15 protein-coding genes are annotated in these 15,387 nt (G+C 59.2%); 6 read left to right on the forward strand and 9 right to left on the reverse strand.

All coding sequences use genetic code 11. The features are described from left to right. Nucleotides 1–101: 101 nt before the first annotated feature. The 3 genes from AC1RP7_RS09770 to AC1RP7_RS09780 form a co-directional block, all read right to left on the reverse strand. Nucleotides 102–857, reverse strand: a complete 756-nt coding sequence (locus AC1RP7_RS09770) for a DeoR/GlpR family transcriptional regulator (RefSeq protein ID WP_007971301.1) — start codon at nucleotides 855–857, stop codon at nucleotides 102–104. A gap of 95 nt (nucleotides 858–952) precedes the next feature. Next, on the reverse strand, nucleotides 953–2,458 hold the full coding sequence (gene glpK / locus AC1RP7_RS09775) for a glycerol kinase GlpK (RefSeq protein ID WP_493181250.1): 1,506 nt from the start codon (nucleotides 2,456–2,458) through the stop codon (nucleotides 953–955). A gap of 74 nt (nucleotides 2,459–2,532) precedes the next feature. Beyond that, nucleotides 2,533–3,384, reverse strand: coding sequence for an MIP/aquaporin family protein (locus AC1RP7_RS09780; protein WP_090457548.1), 852 nt, complete (start codon nucleotides 3,382–3,384; stop codon nucleotides 2,533–2,535). Nucleotides 3,385–3,731: 347 nt separating this feature from the next. Between AC1RP7_RS09780 and ybaK the strand changes: the two genes are divergently transcribed. Both ybaK and AC1RP7_RS09790 read left to right on the forward strand, forming a co-directional pair. Then, complete coding sequence (ybaK, locus tag AC1RP7_RS09785) at nucleotides 3,732–4,202, forward strand: Cys-tRNA(Pro) deacylase (RefSeq protein ID WP_057713427.1); 471 nt, start codon at nucleotides 3,732–3,734, stop codon at nucleotides 4,200–4,202. Nucleotides 4,203–4,311: 109 nt separating this feature from the next. Next, nucleotides 4,312–5,094: a PhzF family phenazine biosynthesis protein gene (locus AC1RP7_RS09790; RefSeq protein ID WP_057713428.1), complete on the forward strand. Its 783-nt coding sequence runs from the start codon at nucleotides 4,312–4,314 to the stop codon at nucleotides 5,092–5,094. Between the two features lie 120 nt (nucleotides 5,095–5,214). On the opposite strand, the gene AC1RP7_RS09795 is transcribed toward AC1RP7_RS09790, so the two are convergent. Together AC1RP7_RS09795 and argF are read right to left on the reverse strand one after the other, a co-directional pair. Beyond that, a complete protein-coding gene (locus AC1RP7_RS09795; RefSeq protein WP_489339172.1) occupies nucleotides 5,215–6,324 on the reverse strand; it encodes an ABC transporter ATP-binding protein in 1,110 nt (369 codons plus the stop codon). Then, the gene (argF, locus tag AC1RP7_RS09800; RefSeq protein WP_493181247.1) at nucleotides 6,321–7,241 is read right to left on the reverse strand and encodes an ornithine carbamoyltransferase; all 921 of its coding nucleotides are present in this window, start codon (nucleotides 7,239–7,241) and stop codon (nucleotides 6,321–6,323) included. Before argF ends, AC1RP7_RS09795 begins: the two co-directional genes overlap by 4 nt. A gap of 574 nt (nucleotides 7,242–7,815) precedes the next feature. On the opposite strand from argF, the gene AC1RP7_RS09805 reads away from it, so the two are divergent. Both AC1RP7_RS09805 and grxD read left to right on the forward strand, forming a co-directional pair. After that, the gene (locus AC1RP7_RS09805) at nucleotides 7,816–9,924 is read left to right on the forward strand and encodes a molybdopterin oxidoreductase family protein (RefSeq protein WP_057713431.1); all 2,109 of its coding nucleotides are present in this window, start codon (nucleotides 7,816–7,818) and stop codon (nucleotides 9,922–9,924) included. A 97-nt stretch (nucleotides 9,925–10,021) separates the two neighbouring features. After that, entirely contained in the window at nucleotides 10,022–10,363 is a 342-nt protein-coding gene (gene grxD / locus AC1RP7_RS09810) for a Grx4 family monothiol glutaredoxin (protein ID WP_007971318.1), read from the forward strand. A 185-nt stretch (nucleotides 10,364–10,548) separates the two neighbouring features. On the opposite strand, the gene bfr is transcribed toward grxD, so the two are convergent. Both bfr and AC1RP7_RS09820 read right to left on the reverse strand, forming a co-directional pair. Further along, nucleotides 10,549–11,025 (reverse strand): bacterioferritin, encoded by a 477-nt coding sequence (bfr, locus tag AC1RP7_RS09815; RefSeq protein WP_057713432.1) that lies wholly within the window; start codon nucleotides 11,023–11,025, stop codon nucleotides 10,549–10,551. Nucleotides 11,026–11,223: 198 nt separating this feature from the next. Beyond that, nucleotides 11,224–11,442 carry a bacterioferritin-associated ferredoxin gene (locus AC1RP7_RS09820; protein WP_007985869.1) on the reverse strand — a complete coding sequence of 73 codons (219 nt, stop codon included), beginning with the start codon at nucleotides 11,440–11,442 and terminating at the stop codon, nucleotides 11,224–11,226. A gap of 311 nt (nucleotides 11,443–11,753) precedes the next feature. Between AC1RP7_RS09820 and AC1RP7_RS09825 the strand changes: the two genes are divergently transcribed. Further along, nucleotides 11,754–12,356, forward strand: coding sequence for a peroxiredoxin (locus AC1RP7_RS09825; RefSeq protein WP_057713433.1), 603 nt, complete (start codon nucleotides 11,754–11,756; stop codon nucleotides 12,354–12,356). A 191-nt stretch (nucleotides 12,357–12,547) separates the two neighbouring features. On the opposite strand, the gene rnt is transcribed toward AC1RP7_RS09825, so the two are convergent. Next, nucleotides 12,548–13,225, reverse strand: coding sequence for a ribonuclease T (rnt, locus tag AC1RP7_RS09830; RefSeq protein WP_057713434.1), 678 nt, complete (start codon nucleotides 13,223–13,225; stop codon nucleotides 12,548–12,550). Continuing rightward, nucleotides 13,222–14,268 (reverse strand): dihydroorotase, encoded by a 1,047-nt coding sequence (pyrC, locus tag AC1RP7_RS09835; RefSeq protein ID WP_493181246.1) that lies wholly within the window; start codon nucleotides 14,266–14,268, stop codon nucleotides 13,222–13,224. Before pyrC ends, rnt begins: the two co-directional genes overlap by 4 nt. A gap of 159 nt (nucleotides 14,269–14,427) precedes the next feature. Between pyrC and AC1RP7_RS09840 the strand changes: the two genes are divergently transcribed. Then, a complete protein-coding gene (locus AC1RP7_RS09840; RefSeq protein WP_057713436.1) occupies nucleotides 14,428–15,333 on the forward strand; it encodes a flagellar protein MotY in 906 nt (301 codons plus the stop codon). The last annotated feature ends 54 nt before the right edge of the window (nucleotides 15,334–15,387 follow it).

Genomic DNA, 15,387 nt, shown 5'->3' on the forward strand with positions numbered 1-15,387 from the left:
TTGGGGCTATGAATGTGCCTGTCTGAACTCGGCTGAATGGTTTTAGGGCCGCTTCGCAGCCCAACGGGGGCAAGCCCCCTCGCCACAGGGGAGCGGTGTGCTTAAACGACTTCCAGTCGAACCTTGTGCTGGTTCAACAACTGCGCCAGCGCCGGGGAGGGCTGCTGATCGGTGACCAGGCAGTCGACCAGGCTGATCGGCCCCAGGCGAATCATGGCGTTGCGCCCGAACTTGCTGGAGTCGGCCGCGAGGATCACTTGCCGGGCATTGGCGATGATCGCCTGGGATACCCGCACTTCCTGATAGTCGAAGTCCAGCAGGCTGCCGTCTTCATCGATGCCGCTGATGCCGACCAGGGCGAAATCGACCTTGAACTGATTGATGAAGTCGACACTGGCCTGACCCACCACGCCACCGTCGCGCCGCACGTTGCCGCCAGTGAGCAGGACATCGAAATCGTCCTTGGCGCTGAGCATGGAGGCGACGTGCAGGTTGTTGGTGATGATCTTCAGGTGACTGTGGTTGAGCAGTGCCCGGGCAATGGATTCGGTGGTCGTGCCGATGTTGATGAACAGCGAGGCATGGTCGGGAATCTGCGCGGCAATGGCTTCGCCGATACGCTGTTTTTCATCGCGCATCTGATCGGCGCGCATGGCGTAGGCGGTGTTTTCAACGCTGGAGTCGTAAGCCGCGCCGCCGTGGTAGCGACGCAACAAATTGGCTTCCGCGAGCTGATTGATGTCGCGGCGAATGGTCTGCGGGGTAACTACGAACAGCGTGGCCATTTCCTCGATGCTGACATAGCCGCGTTCGCGGACCAGTTCGAGGATTTGCTGCTGACGGGGAGGCAGATTCATGGGGCGTCCTTTGGGCTGCCGTGCAAAATTTGCCCATGATGCCGCAGGAATCTGCTCCCGACCAGTTACATACAGATACGAGCCTGCGTCTTGGCTTATTCAGTCTCGTCTTCAGCCGCCCAATCGCGGGTACGGCTGACCGCTTTTTTCCACCCCGCGTAGAGTTTTTCCTTCGCCGTTTCATCCAGCGTCGGCTCGAACTTGCGTTCGATCACTGCCTTGCCGCGCAACTCTTCCAGGCTGCCCCAGAAGCCACAGGCCAGACCTGCCAGGTAAGCTGCACCCAGTGCCGTGGTTTCGCGCATTTGCGGACGCTCGACCTGCGTGCCGAGGATGTCGGCCTGGAACTGCATCAGGAAATTGTTCGCCACCGCGCCGCCGTCCACGCGCAGGGCCTTGAGGCGTTCGCCGGAGTCCTGTTGCATGGCGTCGAGCACGTCGCGAGTCTGGTAGGCAATCGATTCCAGCGCTGCGCGAATGATGTGATCTACGCGCACGCCGCGGGTCAGGCCGAACAAGGCGCCACGGGCGTACGGGTCCCAGTAGGGAGCACCAAGGCCGGTGAAGGCCGGCACCAGGTACACACCGTTGCTGTCCTTGACCTTGTTGGCGAAGTATTCGGTGTCGTGGGCGTCGTTGATGATCTTCAGTTCGTCACGCAGCCATTGCACGGTGGAGCCGCCGTTGAACACCGCGCCTTCCAGCGCGTAGGCCACTTCGCCACGTGGGCCGCAGGCGATGGTGGTGAGCATGCCGTGTTGGGACTTAACGGCTTTGTCGCCGGTGTTCATCAGCAGGAAGCAACCAGTGCCGTAGGTGTTTTTCGCCTGGCCTGGTTCGACGCACATCTGGCCGAACAGGGCGGCTTGCTGGTCGCCAGCGATGCCCCCGATGGCGATACCGCTTTTGGTGTGGCCGTAGATTTCCGAAGAAGACTTCACCTGCGGGAGCATCTCACGCGGGATGTCGAGGACCTCCAGCATCTTCGCGTCCCACACCAGGGTGTGGATGTTGAAGAGCATGGTGCGCGACGCGTTGGTGTAGTCGGTGACATGCACCTTGCCACCGGTGAATTTCCAGATCAGCCAGCTGTCGACGGTGCCGAACAACAGCTCACCGTTGCGAGCGCGTTCGCGGCTGCCTTCGACGTTGTCGAGGATCCACTTGAGCTTGGTGCCGGAGAAGTACGGGTCGGTGACCAGGCCGGTGGTGTCGCTGATGTATTGCTCGTGGCCATCACGCTTGAGCTGCTGGCAGATCTCGGTGCTGCGTCGGCACTGCCAGACGATGGCGTTGTAGATCGGGCGGCCGGTGTTCTTGTCCCAGACCACGGTGGTTTCGCGCTGGTTGGTGATACCGATGGCCGCCACCTGGTCGTGGTGCAGGCCGGCTTGTGCCAGGGCCTCGACCATCACGGCGCTTTGGGTCGCGAAGATTTCCATCGGATCGTGTTCGACCCAGCCGGCTTGCGGGTAATGCTGTGCGAACTCCCGTTGGGCGGTGCAGACCACGTTCGCGTCGCGGTCGAAAATGATCGCGCGGGAGCTGGTCGTACCCTGATCGAGGGCAATGATGTAGTTCTTATTCTGTGTGTCGGTCATGTCGATTGCCTTGGACGAAATAAGGGAGTGAGGTCTGGCGCGCGATCAAAGGGCAGGGGCACGCGCCAACGGTATCAAGAAGTTCTGGGTTTGCCGTCAATGGCAGCTGTTGCATCCTTTGTAGCAGGTACGGCGCTGGGCAGATGGCGGGCAATCAGCCCGCGATAGGCGGCAGCCCCGAGGCAGGCACCGACAATCGGTGCAAAAACAGGAATCAGGAAATACGGGATATCGCGTCCGCCAGTGAAGGAAATTTCACCCCAGCCAGCGAAGAAAGTCATCAGTTTAGGGCCGAAGTCCCGCGCAGGGTTCATGGCAAAACCGGTCAGCGGTCCCATCGAGCTACCGATCACCGCAATCAACAGGCCGATCAACAGCGGTGCCAGCGGGCCTTTGGGCAGGCCATTGTTGTCATCGGTCAGGGACATGATCACGCCCATCAGAATGGCCGTGATGATCACCTCGACCAGAAATGCCTGGGCGGTGGTCAGCACCGGGTTCGGGAAGGTGGAGAACACGGAGGCCAATTCGAGGCTGGCTTGAGTGCCGCGAACCATATGGTGCGTTTGTTCGAATTCGAAGAATAGATTGCTGTAGAGCGTGTAAACCAACAGCGCTCCACAGAAGGCACCCGCCACTTGGGCGAGTATGTAGAAAGGCAATTTACGTTTTTCGAAGTCCGCGAAAATGCTCAGGGCAATGCTGACGGCAGGGTTCAGATGAGCCCCGGAAACCCCAGCGGTAAGGTAGATCGCCATGCTGACGCCGACGCCCCAGATAATGCTGATTTCCCACAAGCCAAAACTGGCACCCGCGACCTTGAGCGCGGCAACGCAACCTGTACCAAAAAAGATCAGCAGCGCCGTACCCAGAAACTCGGCCATGCATTGGCTCGAGAGCGACGGTTGTTGTAAAGCAGTTGTCATTGAAACCTCATTTTTTTTGTTGTCTGGCGCTTTTTCCATCATGGTCGGAGCGCGGTTTTCGCCGAGGCAGGATCCCCATCCTGGTCGCGGTTTACTGCTGGGTGCAGCGGTAGGACGTTTCGTACAGTTTCATAAACGAAAAAATATAGACAAGAAACGCTGCTGTCAAAGGTCGAAAGTGAACCATCGGTCACAAAGAAACTATTCGCTGTATGAATGACCGGGTTGTTGAGGAATGGGGTGGCCAGGCAATGGCGTCATGAATGCGCCGCTGTAGAGCCTTTTAATGATCAATGTCCTAGAATCGGGCGCAGTATTTTTCTTCTGCCGCCCAGTCTGGAGCTGTCATGACCCCCGCATTGGATTTGTTGAAAAAGGTTCGGGCCGAACATCGCGTACACAGTTACGAACATGACCCCAAGGCCGCCTCCTACGGATTGGAAGCGGCGGAAAAACTCGGGCTCGATCCGGCGCAGGTGTTCAAGACCTTGCTGGCGGCCAGCGAAAAGGGCGAGTTGCTGGTGGCCGTGGTGCCGGTTGTCGGCAGCCTGGACTTGAAAGGACTGGCCCACGCCGCGGGCGTGAAAAAGGTCGAAATGGCCGACCCGGCGGCAGCGCAGCGCTCTACCGGCTATCTGTTGGGCGGGATCAGTCCGCTGGGGCAGAAAAAGCGCTTGCGTACCTTCATTGATAATTCGGCCCAGCCCTTCGCCAGCATTTTTGTCAGTGCGGGGCGGCGTGGGCTGGAAGTCGAACTGGCACCGGCGGTGCTGGCCGAGCACACCCAGGCCAGATTTGCCGATATCGGCCGTGCGTGAACATCATCGGAGTCCGCGCAGCGCTGTATGGTGAAAATCAGCCTGCTCTGTCACTGGTGCCGGTTTGGTCAGCACGGCATGCTCGACGGTCTGACAAAGGGAGAAGCTTATGCAACTGGAGTTTCATCAGGTCGACGCGTTCAGCAATCAGCCATTTAGCGGCAATCCGGCGATGGTCTATCGGCTCGACACATGGCTCGCCGATGAGTTGATGCAAAAGATTGCCGCCGAACACAACCTCGCCGAAACAGCGTTTGTCGTGCGTGAAGGGCAGGGCTGGCACATCCGTTGGTTTACGCCGACCACCGAGGTGCCATTGTGCGGTCACGCGACGCTGGCTAGCGCTCATGTGCTGTTCGAGATTTATAAGGAGCCCGTCGAGCGACTGGACTTCACCTGCAAATCCGGCCCGTTGGGCGTGACCCGTGAAGGTGGGCGACTGTGGCTGGATTTCCCGGCGATCACTGCATCGCCGGTGAACGTGATCTCGGACATCGAGCGTGCACTGGGCGTGAAGGCTGTTGAGGTACTGGCTTCAAATGAGCTGTTTGTGGTGCTGGAGTCGGAGCAAGCCGTGCTCGACTGCAAGCCGGACATGGTGGCCCTGGCGAAACTGCCATGGCTGGGTGCCATCGTGACGGCGCGGGGCGAGCAGCACGATTTCGTTTCCCGCTACTTCGCCCCGGCAATCGGCATCAATGAAGACCCGGTGACCGGATCGACCCATTGCCTTCTGATTCCGTACTGGTCAAAGCGTTTGGCCAAATCGAGCCTGACGGCTTTTCAGCGTTCGGCGCGGGGCGGGGAATTGTTCTGCCAACTGGAAGGCGATCGGGTGAGGATCGGCGGCAATGCGACCCTGGTTGCCAGTGGCACGCTGATGCTGGGATAACGCAAACCGAGCGTAGGAGCGAGCTTGCTCGCGAAAAACGTCTGGATAACGCGTTCATTCCGGTTGCACGCGTTATCGTTGTCGTCCATCGCGAGCAAGCTCGCTCCTACAGAGGGGGTATCAGTTGGCCGTGCTGTAGCGCCGGACACCTGATTCAACAGCTGGAATCTGCGCCGCCGTGCTGCCGGACGCCTGGAACAGCACCAGGTGTTCAGCCGCGACACGAATACCCACCTCCGCCCCAATCTGACGATCGACATGGCTCGGGAAGATCGCCTCCAGCTGTGCGCCTGTCGGCAGTTGCAAGCGATACAGGGTCGATGCACCCAGGAACGTCTTGCCGGCAATTCGCGCCTTCAGTGCGCTGTCCGGGGCATAGACGATATCGTCCGGGCGCAGCAACACGTCCACGGCGCCACCTACCGGCCAGGTGTAGGCCCGATTGCCGCGCAACTCACCCAGTTCGGTTTGCACCGATTCGGGGCTGCTCAACTGACCGCGAATGAAATAGCCCTGGCCGATGAAGCTCGCGACAAAAGGTGTCAGGGGTTCGTGATACAGGTTGTAGGGCGTATCCCACTGTTCCAGGCGACCTTCCTTGAACACACCAACGTGGTCGCTGACCGCGAAGGCTTCTTCCTGGTCGTGAGTCACCAGAATCGCGCTGGTGCCACGGGCCTTGAGGATGTCGCGTACTTCATGGCTGAGCTTGCGGCGCAATTCGCCATCAAGGTTGGAGAAGGGTTCGTCGAGCAACAGCAGTTGCGGTTCCGGCGCCAGGGCACGGGCCAGTGCGACACGTTGCTGCTGACCTCCTGAAAGCTCGTGGGGGAAACGCTTGCCGAGATTCTTCAGGTTGACCAGTTCCAGCAGCTCTTCGGTCACGCGATCCTTTTGCGGATGCTTGCGAATGCCGAAGGCGATGTTGTCGGCCACGCTCAAATGCGGAAACAGCGCGTAGTCCTGGAACACCATGCCGATGCGACGTTTCTCCGGCGCAAGGGTGAAACCGGCGCTGGAGATGGTCTCGCCAGCCAGCTGGATTTCGCCTTCGTGCACCGGTTCGAAACCGGCAATCGCCCTCAGGGTGGTGGTCTTGCCGCAACCCGACGAGCCCAGCAGGCAACCGATGTCGCCTGCGTTCAGGTGCAGGTTGAGGTTCTGCACCACGCGCTGGTCTTGATAGCCGCAGGCGAGGTTGCGCAGGTTAAGCAGTAATGGCTGGCTCATGCGTGGTGATACGCCGGTTCGACGAGGAACTCGAGCAGGGCTTTTTGCGCGTGCAGACGGTTTTCGGCTTGATCCCAGGCCACCGAGCGCTTGTCATCGAGCAGGTCGATGCTGATTTCCTCGCCGCGGTGCGCTGGCAGGCAGTGCATGAACAGCACGTCTTCAGCGGCCAGGTCGAGCAGGGCGCGGTTGACCTGATACGGAGCGAACAGTTGCAGACGCTTGGCGGTTTCCTCTTCCTGGCCCATGGAGGTCCAGACGTCGGTGCTCACCAGATGTGCACCACGCACGGCTTCCTTCGGATCGCGAACGATGGTGACCCGATCACCGGCCTTGGCCAGGAACACCGGGTTGGGTTCATAGCCTTCCGGGCAGGCAACGCGCAACTGGAAGTCGAACTGGATCGCCGCTTCTATATAGCTGTTGCACATGTTGTTGCCGTCGCCAATCCAGGCCACGGTCTTGCCCTGGATGGCGCCGCGGTGTTCGAGGAAGGTCTGCATGTCGGCCAGCAACTGGCACGGGTGCAGGTCATCGGACAGGCCGTTGATCACCGGTACGCGGGAGTTGGCGGCGAATTCGGTCAGGTTGCTGTGGGCAAAGGTACGGATCATCACTGCATCGAGCATGCTCGACATGACGATGGCGCAGTCGCCGATCGGCTCGCCACGACCCAGTTGGGTGTCACGTGGCGACAGGAAGATCGCCTGCCCGCCGAGCTGGATCATGCCGGCCTCGAAGGAGATCCGGGTACGGGTCGAGGATTTCTCGAAAATCATTCCCAGGACGCGGTTTTTCAGAGGCTCGAACAGTACGCCGCGGTTACGCAGGTCTTTGAGCTCAACGCCTCGACGGATCACGCTGACCAGCTCTTCGGGCGTGCAATCCATCAGGGAGAGAAAGTGCCTTGCGCTCATCATTGACTACCTTTTGCTACAAACCGCAGATGCTCAAAGCCTTGTTTAACGGAACAACGGGCGAGACCTGCGGCGTAAGCCGCACGGGGCGACGAAATAGGGGAAGGCGCGATCTTATAATTAAATGTCGCGTCTTACCAATAGGGCTACAGTTTTTAGGGAGTTTCAGAGGTGCTACGGGTTTACCGAGGTAGCGCTTTTGAAGCCTGTTTCCTGATAGCGGCGGTTCATTTGTACACCGGCCCCTCGGGGCTTGGCAATCAGGCGCGGCGGCAATGGTGCGCTGACAGTCGGTTTTTGACTTGTCATTCATCAGCGCCGGACTTGATGTGCACTGGCGCCTGATCGGCGAGCAGACCGGCGCGCATGGACCCCACGGACCGATTGAAACCCTTCAGGAAATTCAGTTGCAGACGCCGCCCAGGCTGCCTTCGAACTGAACTCGGACGGCCATCGGCTGGCCTGATAACCCTCGATTCACAAGACGAACGTCGCTGGCGTGTCGGCGGCTCTGGCGCCATAGTTTTGTTTCCGCGGCCTACGTTGCCCGCCCATAACAAGACAGAGACTGGCCATGACCAAGACTCTCCATCACCGTGCTTGCCATTTGTGCGAAGCCATCTGTGGCCTGACCATCGAAACCACCAGGGGCGAAGGCGGTAACGTCCAGATCACTTCGATCAAGGGCGACCCCCAGGATACGTTCAGTCGTGGGCACATCTGCCCCAAGGCCGTGGCGTTGCAAGACATTCAGAACGATCCGGATCGCCTGCATCAGCCGATGCAGCGGGTGGGCAATGAATGGCAGCCCATCGAGTGGGAAGCGGCATTCAATCTGGTCGCCGAACGCCTCGCTGCCATTCAGGCGCATCACGGGCAAAACGCCGTGGCGGTCTATCAGGGCAACCCGAGCGTGCACAATTACGGGTTGATGACCCACAGCAATTACTTCCTCGGCCTGTTGAAAACCCGCAACCGGTTTTCCGCGACGTCGGTCGATCAATTGCCCCATCACCTGACCAGTCATTTGATGTACGGCCACGGTCTGCTGCTGCCGATCCCGGACATCGACCACACCGATTTCATGCTGATCCTGGGCGGCAATCCACTGGCTTCGAACGGCAGCATCATGACCGTGCCGGATGTGGAGAAACGCTTGAAGGCGATACAGGCCCGGGGTGGCAAGGTGGTGGTGGTCGATCCGCGCCGTAGTGAAACGGCGGCGATTGCCGACCAGCATCTGTTCGTACGCCCGGGCGGTGATGCAGCGCTGTTGTTCGGCCTGCTCAATACCTTGTTCGCTGAAGGTCTGACCCGCGACAGCCATCTGCCGGTGGACGGCCTGGAGGACGTACGGGAGGCCGTCGCACCGTTCACTGCCGAGGCCATGAGTCCGTTGTGCGCCGTACCGGCCGAACAGATCCGCCAGTTGGCGCGGGACTTCGCCGCGGCACCGAGTGCAGTCTGCTATGGCCGCATGGGCGTTTCGACCCAGGCCTTCGGTACTCTGTGCCATTGGGTGGTGCAATTGATCAACCTGGTCACCGGCAATCTCGATCGAGTGGGTGGTGCCTTGTGCACCGAGCCAGCAGTGGACCTGGTGGCGTCGACCTCGGGCGGGCATTTCAATCTGTGGCAGAGCCGGGTTTCCGGGCGCCCGGAGTACGCCGGAGAACTACCTGTCTCGGCGCTGGCCGAAGAGATGCTCACTGAAGGGGAAGGGCAAGTCCGCGCGCTGATCACCGTGGCGGGCAATCCGGTGTTGTCCACACCCAATGGCCGACAACTCGAACAGGCGCTGGACGGGCTGGAGTTCATGGTCAGTATCGACCTGTACATCAATGAAACCACGCGTTACGCCGACCTGATCCTGCCGTCCACATCGGCGCTGGAAAACGACCATTACGACACCACGTTCAACCTGTTCGCGGTGCGCAACGTCAGCCGTTTCAACCGCGCCATCCTCGCCAAACCCCAGGGTGCATTGCACGACTGGGAGATTTTCGTCGGCCTGGCCAAGGCATTTGCCGTCAGGACCGGCAAAGAACTGAAGCCCACCATCGCTCCAGCGCAAATGATCGATCTCGGCTTGCGCATGGGAATGTACGGCGACAATTCAGAGCACAAGCTGTCGCTGGCGACTTTGTTCGATCATCCCCATGGCGTCGATCTGGGCGCGCTCAAGCCTAACCTGACGCCACGCCTGAAGACTGCCAATCAACGCATCCAGGCCGCGCCTGCGGCGATTCTCGCTGACCTGGCGCGCTTTGCAGCCTTGAAGGCGCCGGCCGCCGACGAGTTGTTGATGATTGGCCGCCGGCATGTACGCAGCAACAATTCATGGATGCATAACTATCATCGGTTGGTAAAGGGCAAGCCACGTCACCAGTTGCTGATGCATCCGGACGATCTGGCTAGTCGCGGGCTCAGCGACGGACAGCGTGTTCGGGTCAGTTCGCGGGTGGGTGTGATCGAAGTCGAAGTGCTTGGCAGTCTGGACATGATGAAAGGCGTGGTCAGCCTGCCTCACGGCTGGGGGCACGCGCGGCCGGGCGTGCAAATGTCGATTGCCAGCAGTCAACCGGGCTCCAGCGCCAACGACCTGACCGACGAACGCCAGATTGACGAACTGTCGGGAAATGCCGCGCTCAATGGTGTGCCGGTGATCGTGGTGGCGGCGTGAATCAGTCAGACGGAGAGACCGAGCAGGGCGCTCGGCTTTCCGTTACAATGCGCCACCGTGCCGACCCATGAGTCGGAAAGTTCAGCCGAGGTGCTCCATGGATATCATCGAAACGATTAAAGAGCAGATTGCCAACAACACCATTCTGCTTTACATGAAAGGCTCGCCGAATGCCCCGCAGTGCGGCTTCTCCGCGAAAGCCGCGCAGGCCGTGATGGCGTGTGGCGAAAAGTTTGCGTACGTGGACATCCTGCAGAACCCGGAAATCCGCGCCAACCTGCCAAAATACGCCAACTGGCCAACCTTCCCACAGCTGTGGGTTGCCGGTGAACTGGTCGGCGGTAGCGACATCATGACTGAAATGGCTGCTGACGGTTCGCTGCAGAGCCTGATCAAGGACGCCGCCGCCAAGGCTGCTGCTCCAAAGACCGAAGCCTGATTCGCTTCCTGTAGGAGCGAGCTCGCTCGCGATGGACTAAAGAACGCCGCTGGGTGTCAGGCTCCCAGCGTTATCGTTAACGTCCATCGCGAGCAAGCTCGCTCCTACAAGAGCAGGCAATAAAAAGCCCCGCCACTCGAAAGAGGGCGGGGCTTTTTATTGCATCGAGATTAATGGCGTAGAACTTACTCGTCTTCGCCCATCTGCGATTGCAGATAGTTCTCAAGGCCCACTTTATCGATCAGGCCCAGTTGGGTTTCCAGCCAGTCGATATGTTCTTCTTCGGACTCGAGGATATCTTCAAGCAGCTCGCGGCTACCGAAGTCGCCAACTTTTTCGCAATGCGCGATAGCCACTTTGAGATCGGCATGGCCGGTTTTCTCGATACGCAGGTCACACTCAAGCATTTCCTTGGTGTGCTCGCCGATGTGCAGCTTGCCAAGGTCCTGGACATTCGGCAGGCCTTCAAGGAACAGGATGCGCTTGATCAGCTTGTCCGCGTGCTTCATCTCGTCGATGGATTCGTGGTACTCGTGCTTGCCGAGCTTGTTCAGGCCCCAATCTTCATACATGCGCGCATGCAGGAAGTATTGATTGATCGCGACCAGCTCATTGGCGAGGATCTTGTTGAGATGCTGGATGACTGTAACGTCGCCTTTCATGATGGGGTCCTGCCCTGTATTAGCTGTCAATAGAGCAGAGTTTGAGCCTCGTATTTAATAGTGTCAAACCTAAGTTATTGAAACTTAAATGAAAATTAATCGGAATAAGAATGTTTGTGTTCCGCGTCTAGAGCATAACTAGTTGATTTTGAGGCATAAAAAAACCGGACATATGTCCGGTTCTTTGAAATTCGATGTTTAAGCCGCGGTAAATTCTGCTGGATAAGGAATTGCAGCCTGGGCCGTTTGCAGTTTGGTCAGGGTCTCGCGGACCACTTCCTTGGCGAGGCAGGCACATTTGCCGCACTGGCTCGCAACGCCGGTGGCCACACGGACTTCCTTGTAGCTGCAGCATCCTTCATAGATCGCATCGCGGATTTGACCGTCGGTGACGCCAGTGCAGAGGCAAACATACATAGGGAAGGACCGTCGCTGATTGTGACTCAATTGCGATGGATCTTAATGTTAACGAGAATGATTGTCAAAGTGGTTTCAGAGCACTTTTCGTCATAAACGGGTATGGCTGACGAACGGTCTACCTGGCAAATCGGTGATCCAAAACCGGCGGGGATTTCATCGTACGGGGAAAAAACAGCTAAGCCAGCTCAAACACGCGGTGTATGATGGCCGGTCTTTTGCGACCGGGGATCGTGTCACAGGGCTGTCGCCTCAGGGTGGCAGGCTGATGCGAACCCTGTTTCTCACGCTATTACACCAGGAGATATCCAATGAGCGTACTCGTAGGCAAACAAGCCCCTGACTTCACCGTACCGGCCGTACTCGGCAATGGCGAGATCGTTGACAGCTTCACCCTGTCCTCGGCGATCAAAGGCAAATACGGCCTGGTGTTCTTCTATCCACTGGACTTCACCTTCGTTTGCCCGTCCGAGCTGATCGCTCTGGACAACCGCATGTCTGACTTCAAGGCACGCAACGTTGAAGTGATCGCTGTTTCGATCGACTCGCACTTCACCCACAACGCATGGCGCAACACTCCAGTGAACAATGGCGGTATCGGCCAGGTTCGCTACACCATGGCTGCCGACATCAAGCAGGACATCATGAAGGCCTACGACGTTCAGTCCGCTGATGGCGTGGCTTTCCGTGGCGCGTTCCTGATCGACGACAAAGGCGTTGTCCGCTCGCAGATCGTCAACGACCTGCCGCTGGGCCGTAACATGGAAGAGCTGATCCGTCTGGTCGACGCTCTGCAATTCCACGAAGAGCACGGCGAAGTCTGCCCTGCCAACTGGAAAAAAGGCGACAAAGGCATGAACGCTTCGCCAGAAGGCGTTGCTGCTTACCTGACCGAGCACGCTGCCGCTCTGTAAGGCGTTCCAGGTATAAAAAAACCGGCCTTCGAGGCCGGTTTTTTTATGTGCTGAAGTCCCTGTAGGAGCGAGCTTGCTCCGGGCGGCGTTCCGACGATGGAATCATGAACACCGCGGGGAACCAGGCTCCCCGCGTTATCGTTCACGACCATCGCGAGCAAGCTCGCTCCCACATTGATTCGTGAGTGCACTCAGTCGCCGAAATCTTCCCAACCACCCATCTGCTTCCAGCGATTGACGATGCCGCAGAACAGCTCTGCCGTCTTCTCGGTGTCGTAGCGAGCCGAGTGAGCCTCGCGACCGTCGAAGTCGATGTCCGCTGCCTGGCACGCCTTGGCCAACACGGTTTGGCCGTAAGCGAGACCGGCCAGCGTTGCGGTATCGAAGCTGGAGAACGGATGGAACGGATTGCGCTTCATGTCCAGCCGCGCAACCGCCGCATTCAGGAAGCCCAGGTCGAAACTGCTGTTATGCCCGACCAGGATCGCCCGTTTGCAACCGTTGGCCTTGAGGGCCTTGCGCACGCCGCGGAAGATATCGTTCAGGGCAGACTCTTCACTCACCGCCATGCGCAGCGGGTGATCGAGCTTGATCCCGGTGAATTCCAGGGCTGCCGCTTCGATGTTCGCGCCTTCGAACGGCTCGACACGGAAAAAGTAGGTGTGATCCGGGTAAACAAAACCCTTTTCATCCATGGCGATGGTGGTCGCGGCGATCTCCAGCAGGGCATCGGTGGCCGAGTTGAAGCCACCGGTCTCTACATCGACGACAACCGGCAGGTAACCACGAAACCTTGCCGCCATTGGATGACGAGGGCCGCCTCCGCCGCCATTGCCTTCCAGTTCGTCGTCGAAATGGTCTTCACTCACGCGTGTTCCTCCAGCAGGCGCCAGCGCAGTTTTTCACCGGCGCGCAGCGGGATAACGGTCAGCTCGCCAAACGGCAGGCTGGTCGGGGCGGTCCACTCTTCGCGGACCAGGGTGATGCGATCGGTGTTGGCCGGCAGACCATAGAAGCGAGGGCCGTTGAGGCTGGCGAAGGCCTCGAGCTTGTCCAGCGCATTGCGCTGTTCGAAGGCTTCGGCGTACATCTCGATCGCCGCATAGGCGGTGTAGCAACCGGCGCAGCCGCAGGCCGCTTCCTTGGCATGCTGGGCGTGGGGGGCCGAGTCGGTGCCGAGGAAGAACTTGTCGCTGCCCCTGGTGGCCGCGTCGAGCAGGGCTTCCTGGTGGGTATTGCGCTTGAGGATCGGCAGGCAATAGAAGTGCGGCCGAATCCCGCCCACCAGCATGTGGTTGCGGTTGTACAACAGGTGATGCGCGGTAATGGTCGCGCCCACGTTGGCCGAAGCCGAGTTGACGAACTGCACGGCGTCCGCGGTGGTGATGTGTTCGAAGACCACTTTGAGGGTCGGGAAGCGCTCGACCACACGACGCAAGTGCTCGTCGATGAAGATTTTTTCTCGGTCGAACACGTCGACATCGCCCCGGGTGACTTCACCGTGGACCAACAACGGCATCCCGACTTCGGCCATGGCCTCGAGTGCAGGGAAGATTTTGTCGATGCTGGTGACGCCAGAATCCGAGTTGGTGGTCGCGCCGGCCGGGTACAGCTTGGCGGCGTGAATGAATCCGCTGGCCTTGGCCTCGCGAATTTCTTCAGGCTGGGTGCGGTCGGTCAGGTACAGGACCATCAGTGGCTCGAACAGGCTGCCGGTCGGGCGGGCAGCGAGAATCCGCTGCCGATAGCCGTCGGCTTCGGCCGCATTGCGTACCGGTGGAACCAGGTTGGGCATGATGATGGCGCGGCCAAAGGTGCGCGCGACATCCGCGACGGTATTGGTCAGCACGGCACCATCGCGAAGATGAATATGCCAGTCGTCGGGACGCAGCAGGGTCAGGCGGTCGGACATGAGGGGATTCCAGGCGGGTCAAACTCAAGGGAATGCTACCGGAAAAGACTCTTGCAGGCACTCGCTATCAAGTTTTGCAGGAAGCTTCCGATATCCAACAGGTATGCCGTAAACATGTGTGTGTCGGTCTTTTCGTTGTAGAAGCCAGTGGAGCCTCCCGTGCGCCAGCGTTATTTAGCCTTGCTCAGTGTGTTTGCCAGCCTTCCGGCCATGGCGCTCACTTTCCAGACACGTCTGGAGAACATTGAGTGGACGGTCGAAGGCGACAAGTTCGAATGCCGCCTGACTCAGCCGGTTACCGATTTCGGTTCGGGCGAGTTCGTGCGTCGTGCCGGCGAGCAGGCGACTTTCCGTCTGAAAGCCTACAACCCGATGATCGGCGGTGGTTCGGCCACCTTGCTGGCCGCTGCCGCGCCGTGGCAGCCGGGCCGTGACGATATCAACCTGGGCACGGTGAGAATCGGCAGTGGCAACGTATTGTTCAATAGCTCACAGGTTCAGGCCGGGCGTCTGATTAGTGGCCTGATGGACGGTCGCAGCCCGGTCGTTCGACATTCCTCGGGGGATGGGCGGGTGTCGGAAGTACGCTTGTTGCCGGTCAGGTTCACCAAGGCGTTTGCCGACTACCAGGGTTGCGTGGCGAAACTGTTGCCACAGAATTTCGAACAGGTGAAGCAATCGGAAATCGGCTTCCCCGGCGGCGGAATCGAACTCGACAGCGCCGCAAAAGCCAAACTGCAGGTAATGCTGGAGTACATGAAGGCCGATCCGACGGTCAATCACATCGAGCTCGACGGTCACTCCGACAACAGCGGCAATCGCCTGACCAACCGCGACCTGTCGCGGCGCCGAGCCCTGGCAGTGATGGAGTTCTTCAAGGCCAACGGCATCCAGGAATCGCAAATCACCCTGCGTTTCCATGGCGAGCGTTATCCGGTGGCGCCTAACACCAACAACACCAACCGCGCGAAGAACCGTCGAGTAGCAGTGCGCCTGGAGCGCGGAGCACCCGCGGAACAAGTCGCCCCGCAAGCGACGAAAGCGGCCACTTCGGCCACTTCCTGACCCGGCTGTAATCGTCGCGCCCTCGACATAATCTGTCGCTTCGTCGTCATAAGC

The organism is Pseudomonas sp. GW822-FHT01E03 (assembly GCF_058802985.1).

Coding starts and splice junctions, on each gene's coding strand:
- argF (WP_493181247.1), bottom strand. CDS start 7,241: ATGAGCGCAAGGCACTTTCTCTCCCTGATGGATTGCACGCCCGAAGAG.
- AC1RP7_RS09790 (WP_057713428.1), top strand. CDS start 4,312: ATGCAACTGGAGTTTCATCAGGTCGACGCGTTCAGCAATCAGCCATTT.
- AC1RP7_RS09825 (WP_057713433.1), top strand. CDS start 11,754: ATGAGCGTACTCGTAGGCAAACAAGCCCCTGACTTCACCGTACCGGCC.
- AC1RP7_RS09795 (WP_489339172.1), bottom strand. CDS start 6,324: ATGAGCCAGCCATTACTGCTTAACCTGCGCAACCTCGCCTGCGGCTAT.
- AC1RP7_RS09805 (WP_057713431.1), top strand. CDS start 7,816: ATGACCAAGACTCTCCATCACCGTGCTTGCCATTTGTGCGAAGCCATC.
- glpK (WP_493181250.1), bottom strand. CDS start 2,458: ATGACCGACACACAGAATAAGAACTACATCATTGCCCTCGATCAGGGT.
- ybaK (WP_057713427.1), top strand. CDS start 3,732: ATGACCCCCGCATTGGATTTGTTGAAAAAGGTTCGGGCCGAACATCGC.
- AC1RP7_RS09770 (WP_007971301.1), bottom strand. CDS start 857: ATGAATCTGCCTCCCCGTCAGCAGCAAATCCTCGAACTGGTCCGCGAA.
- AC1RP7_RS09780 (WP_090457548.1), bottom strand. CDS start 3,384: ATGACAACTGCTTTACAACAACCGTCGCTCTCGAGCCAATGCATGGCC.
- grxD (WP_007971318.1), top strand. CDS start 10,022: ATGGATATCATCGAAACGATTAAAGAGCAGATTGCCAACAACACCATT.
- AC1RP7_RS09820 (WP_007985869.1), bottom strand. CDS start 11,442: ATGTATGTTTGCCTCTGCACTGGCGTCACCGACGGTCAAATCCGCGAT.
- bfr (WP_057713432.1), bottom strand. CDS start 11,025: ATGAAAGGCGACGTTACAGTCATCCAGCATCTCAACAAGATCCTCGCC.
- pyrC (WP_493181246.1), bottom strand. CDS start 14,268: ATGTCCGACCGCCTGACCCTGCTGCGTCCCGACGACTGGCATATTCAT.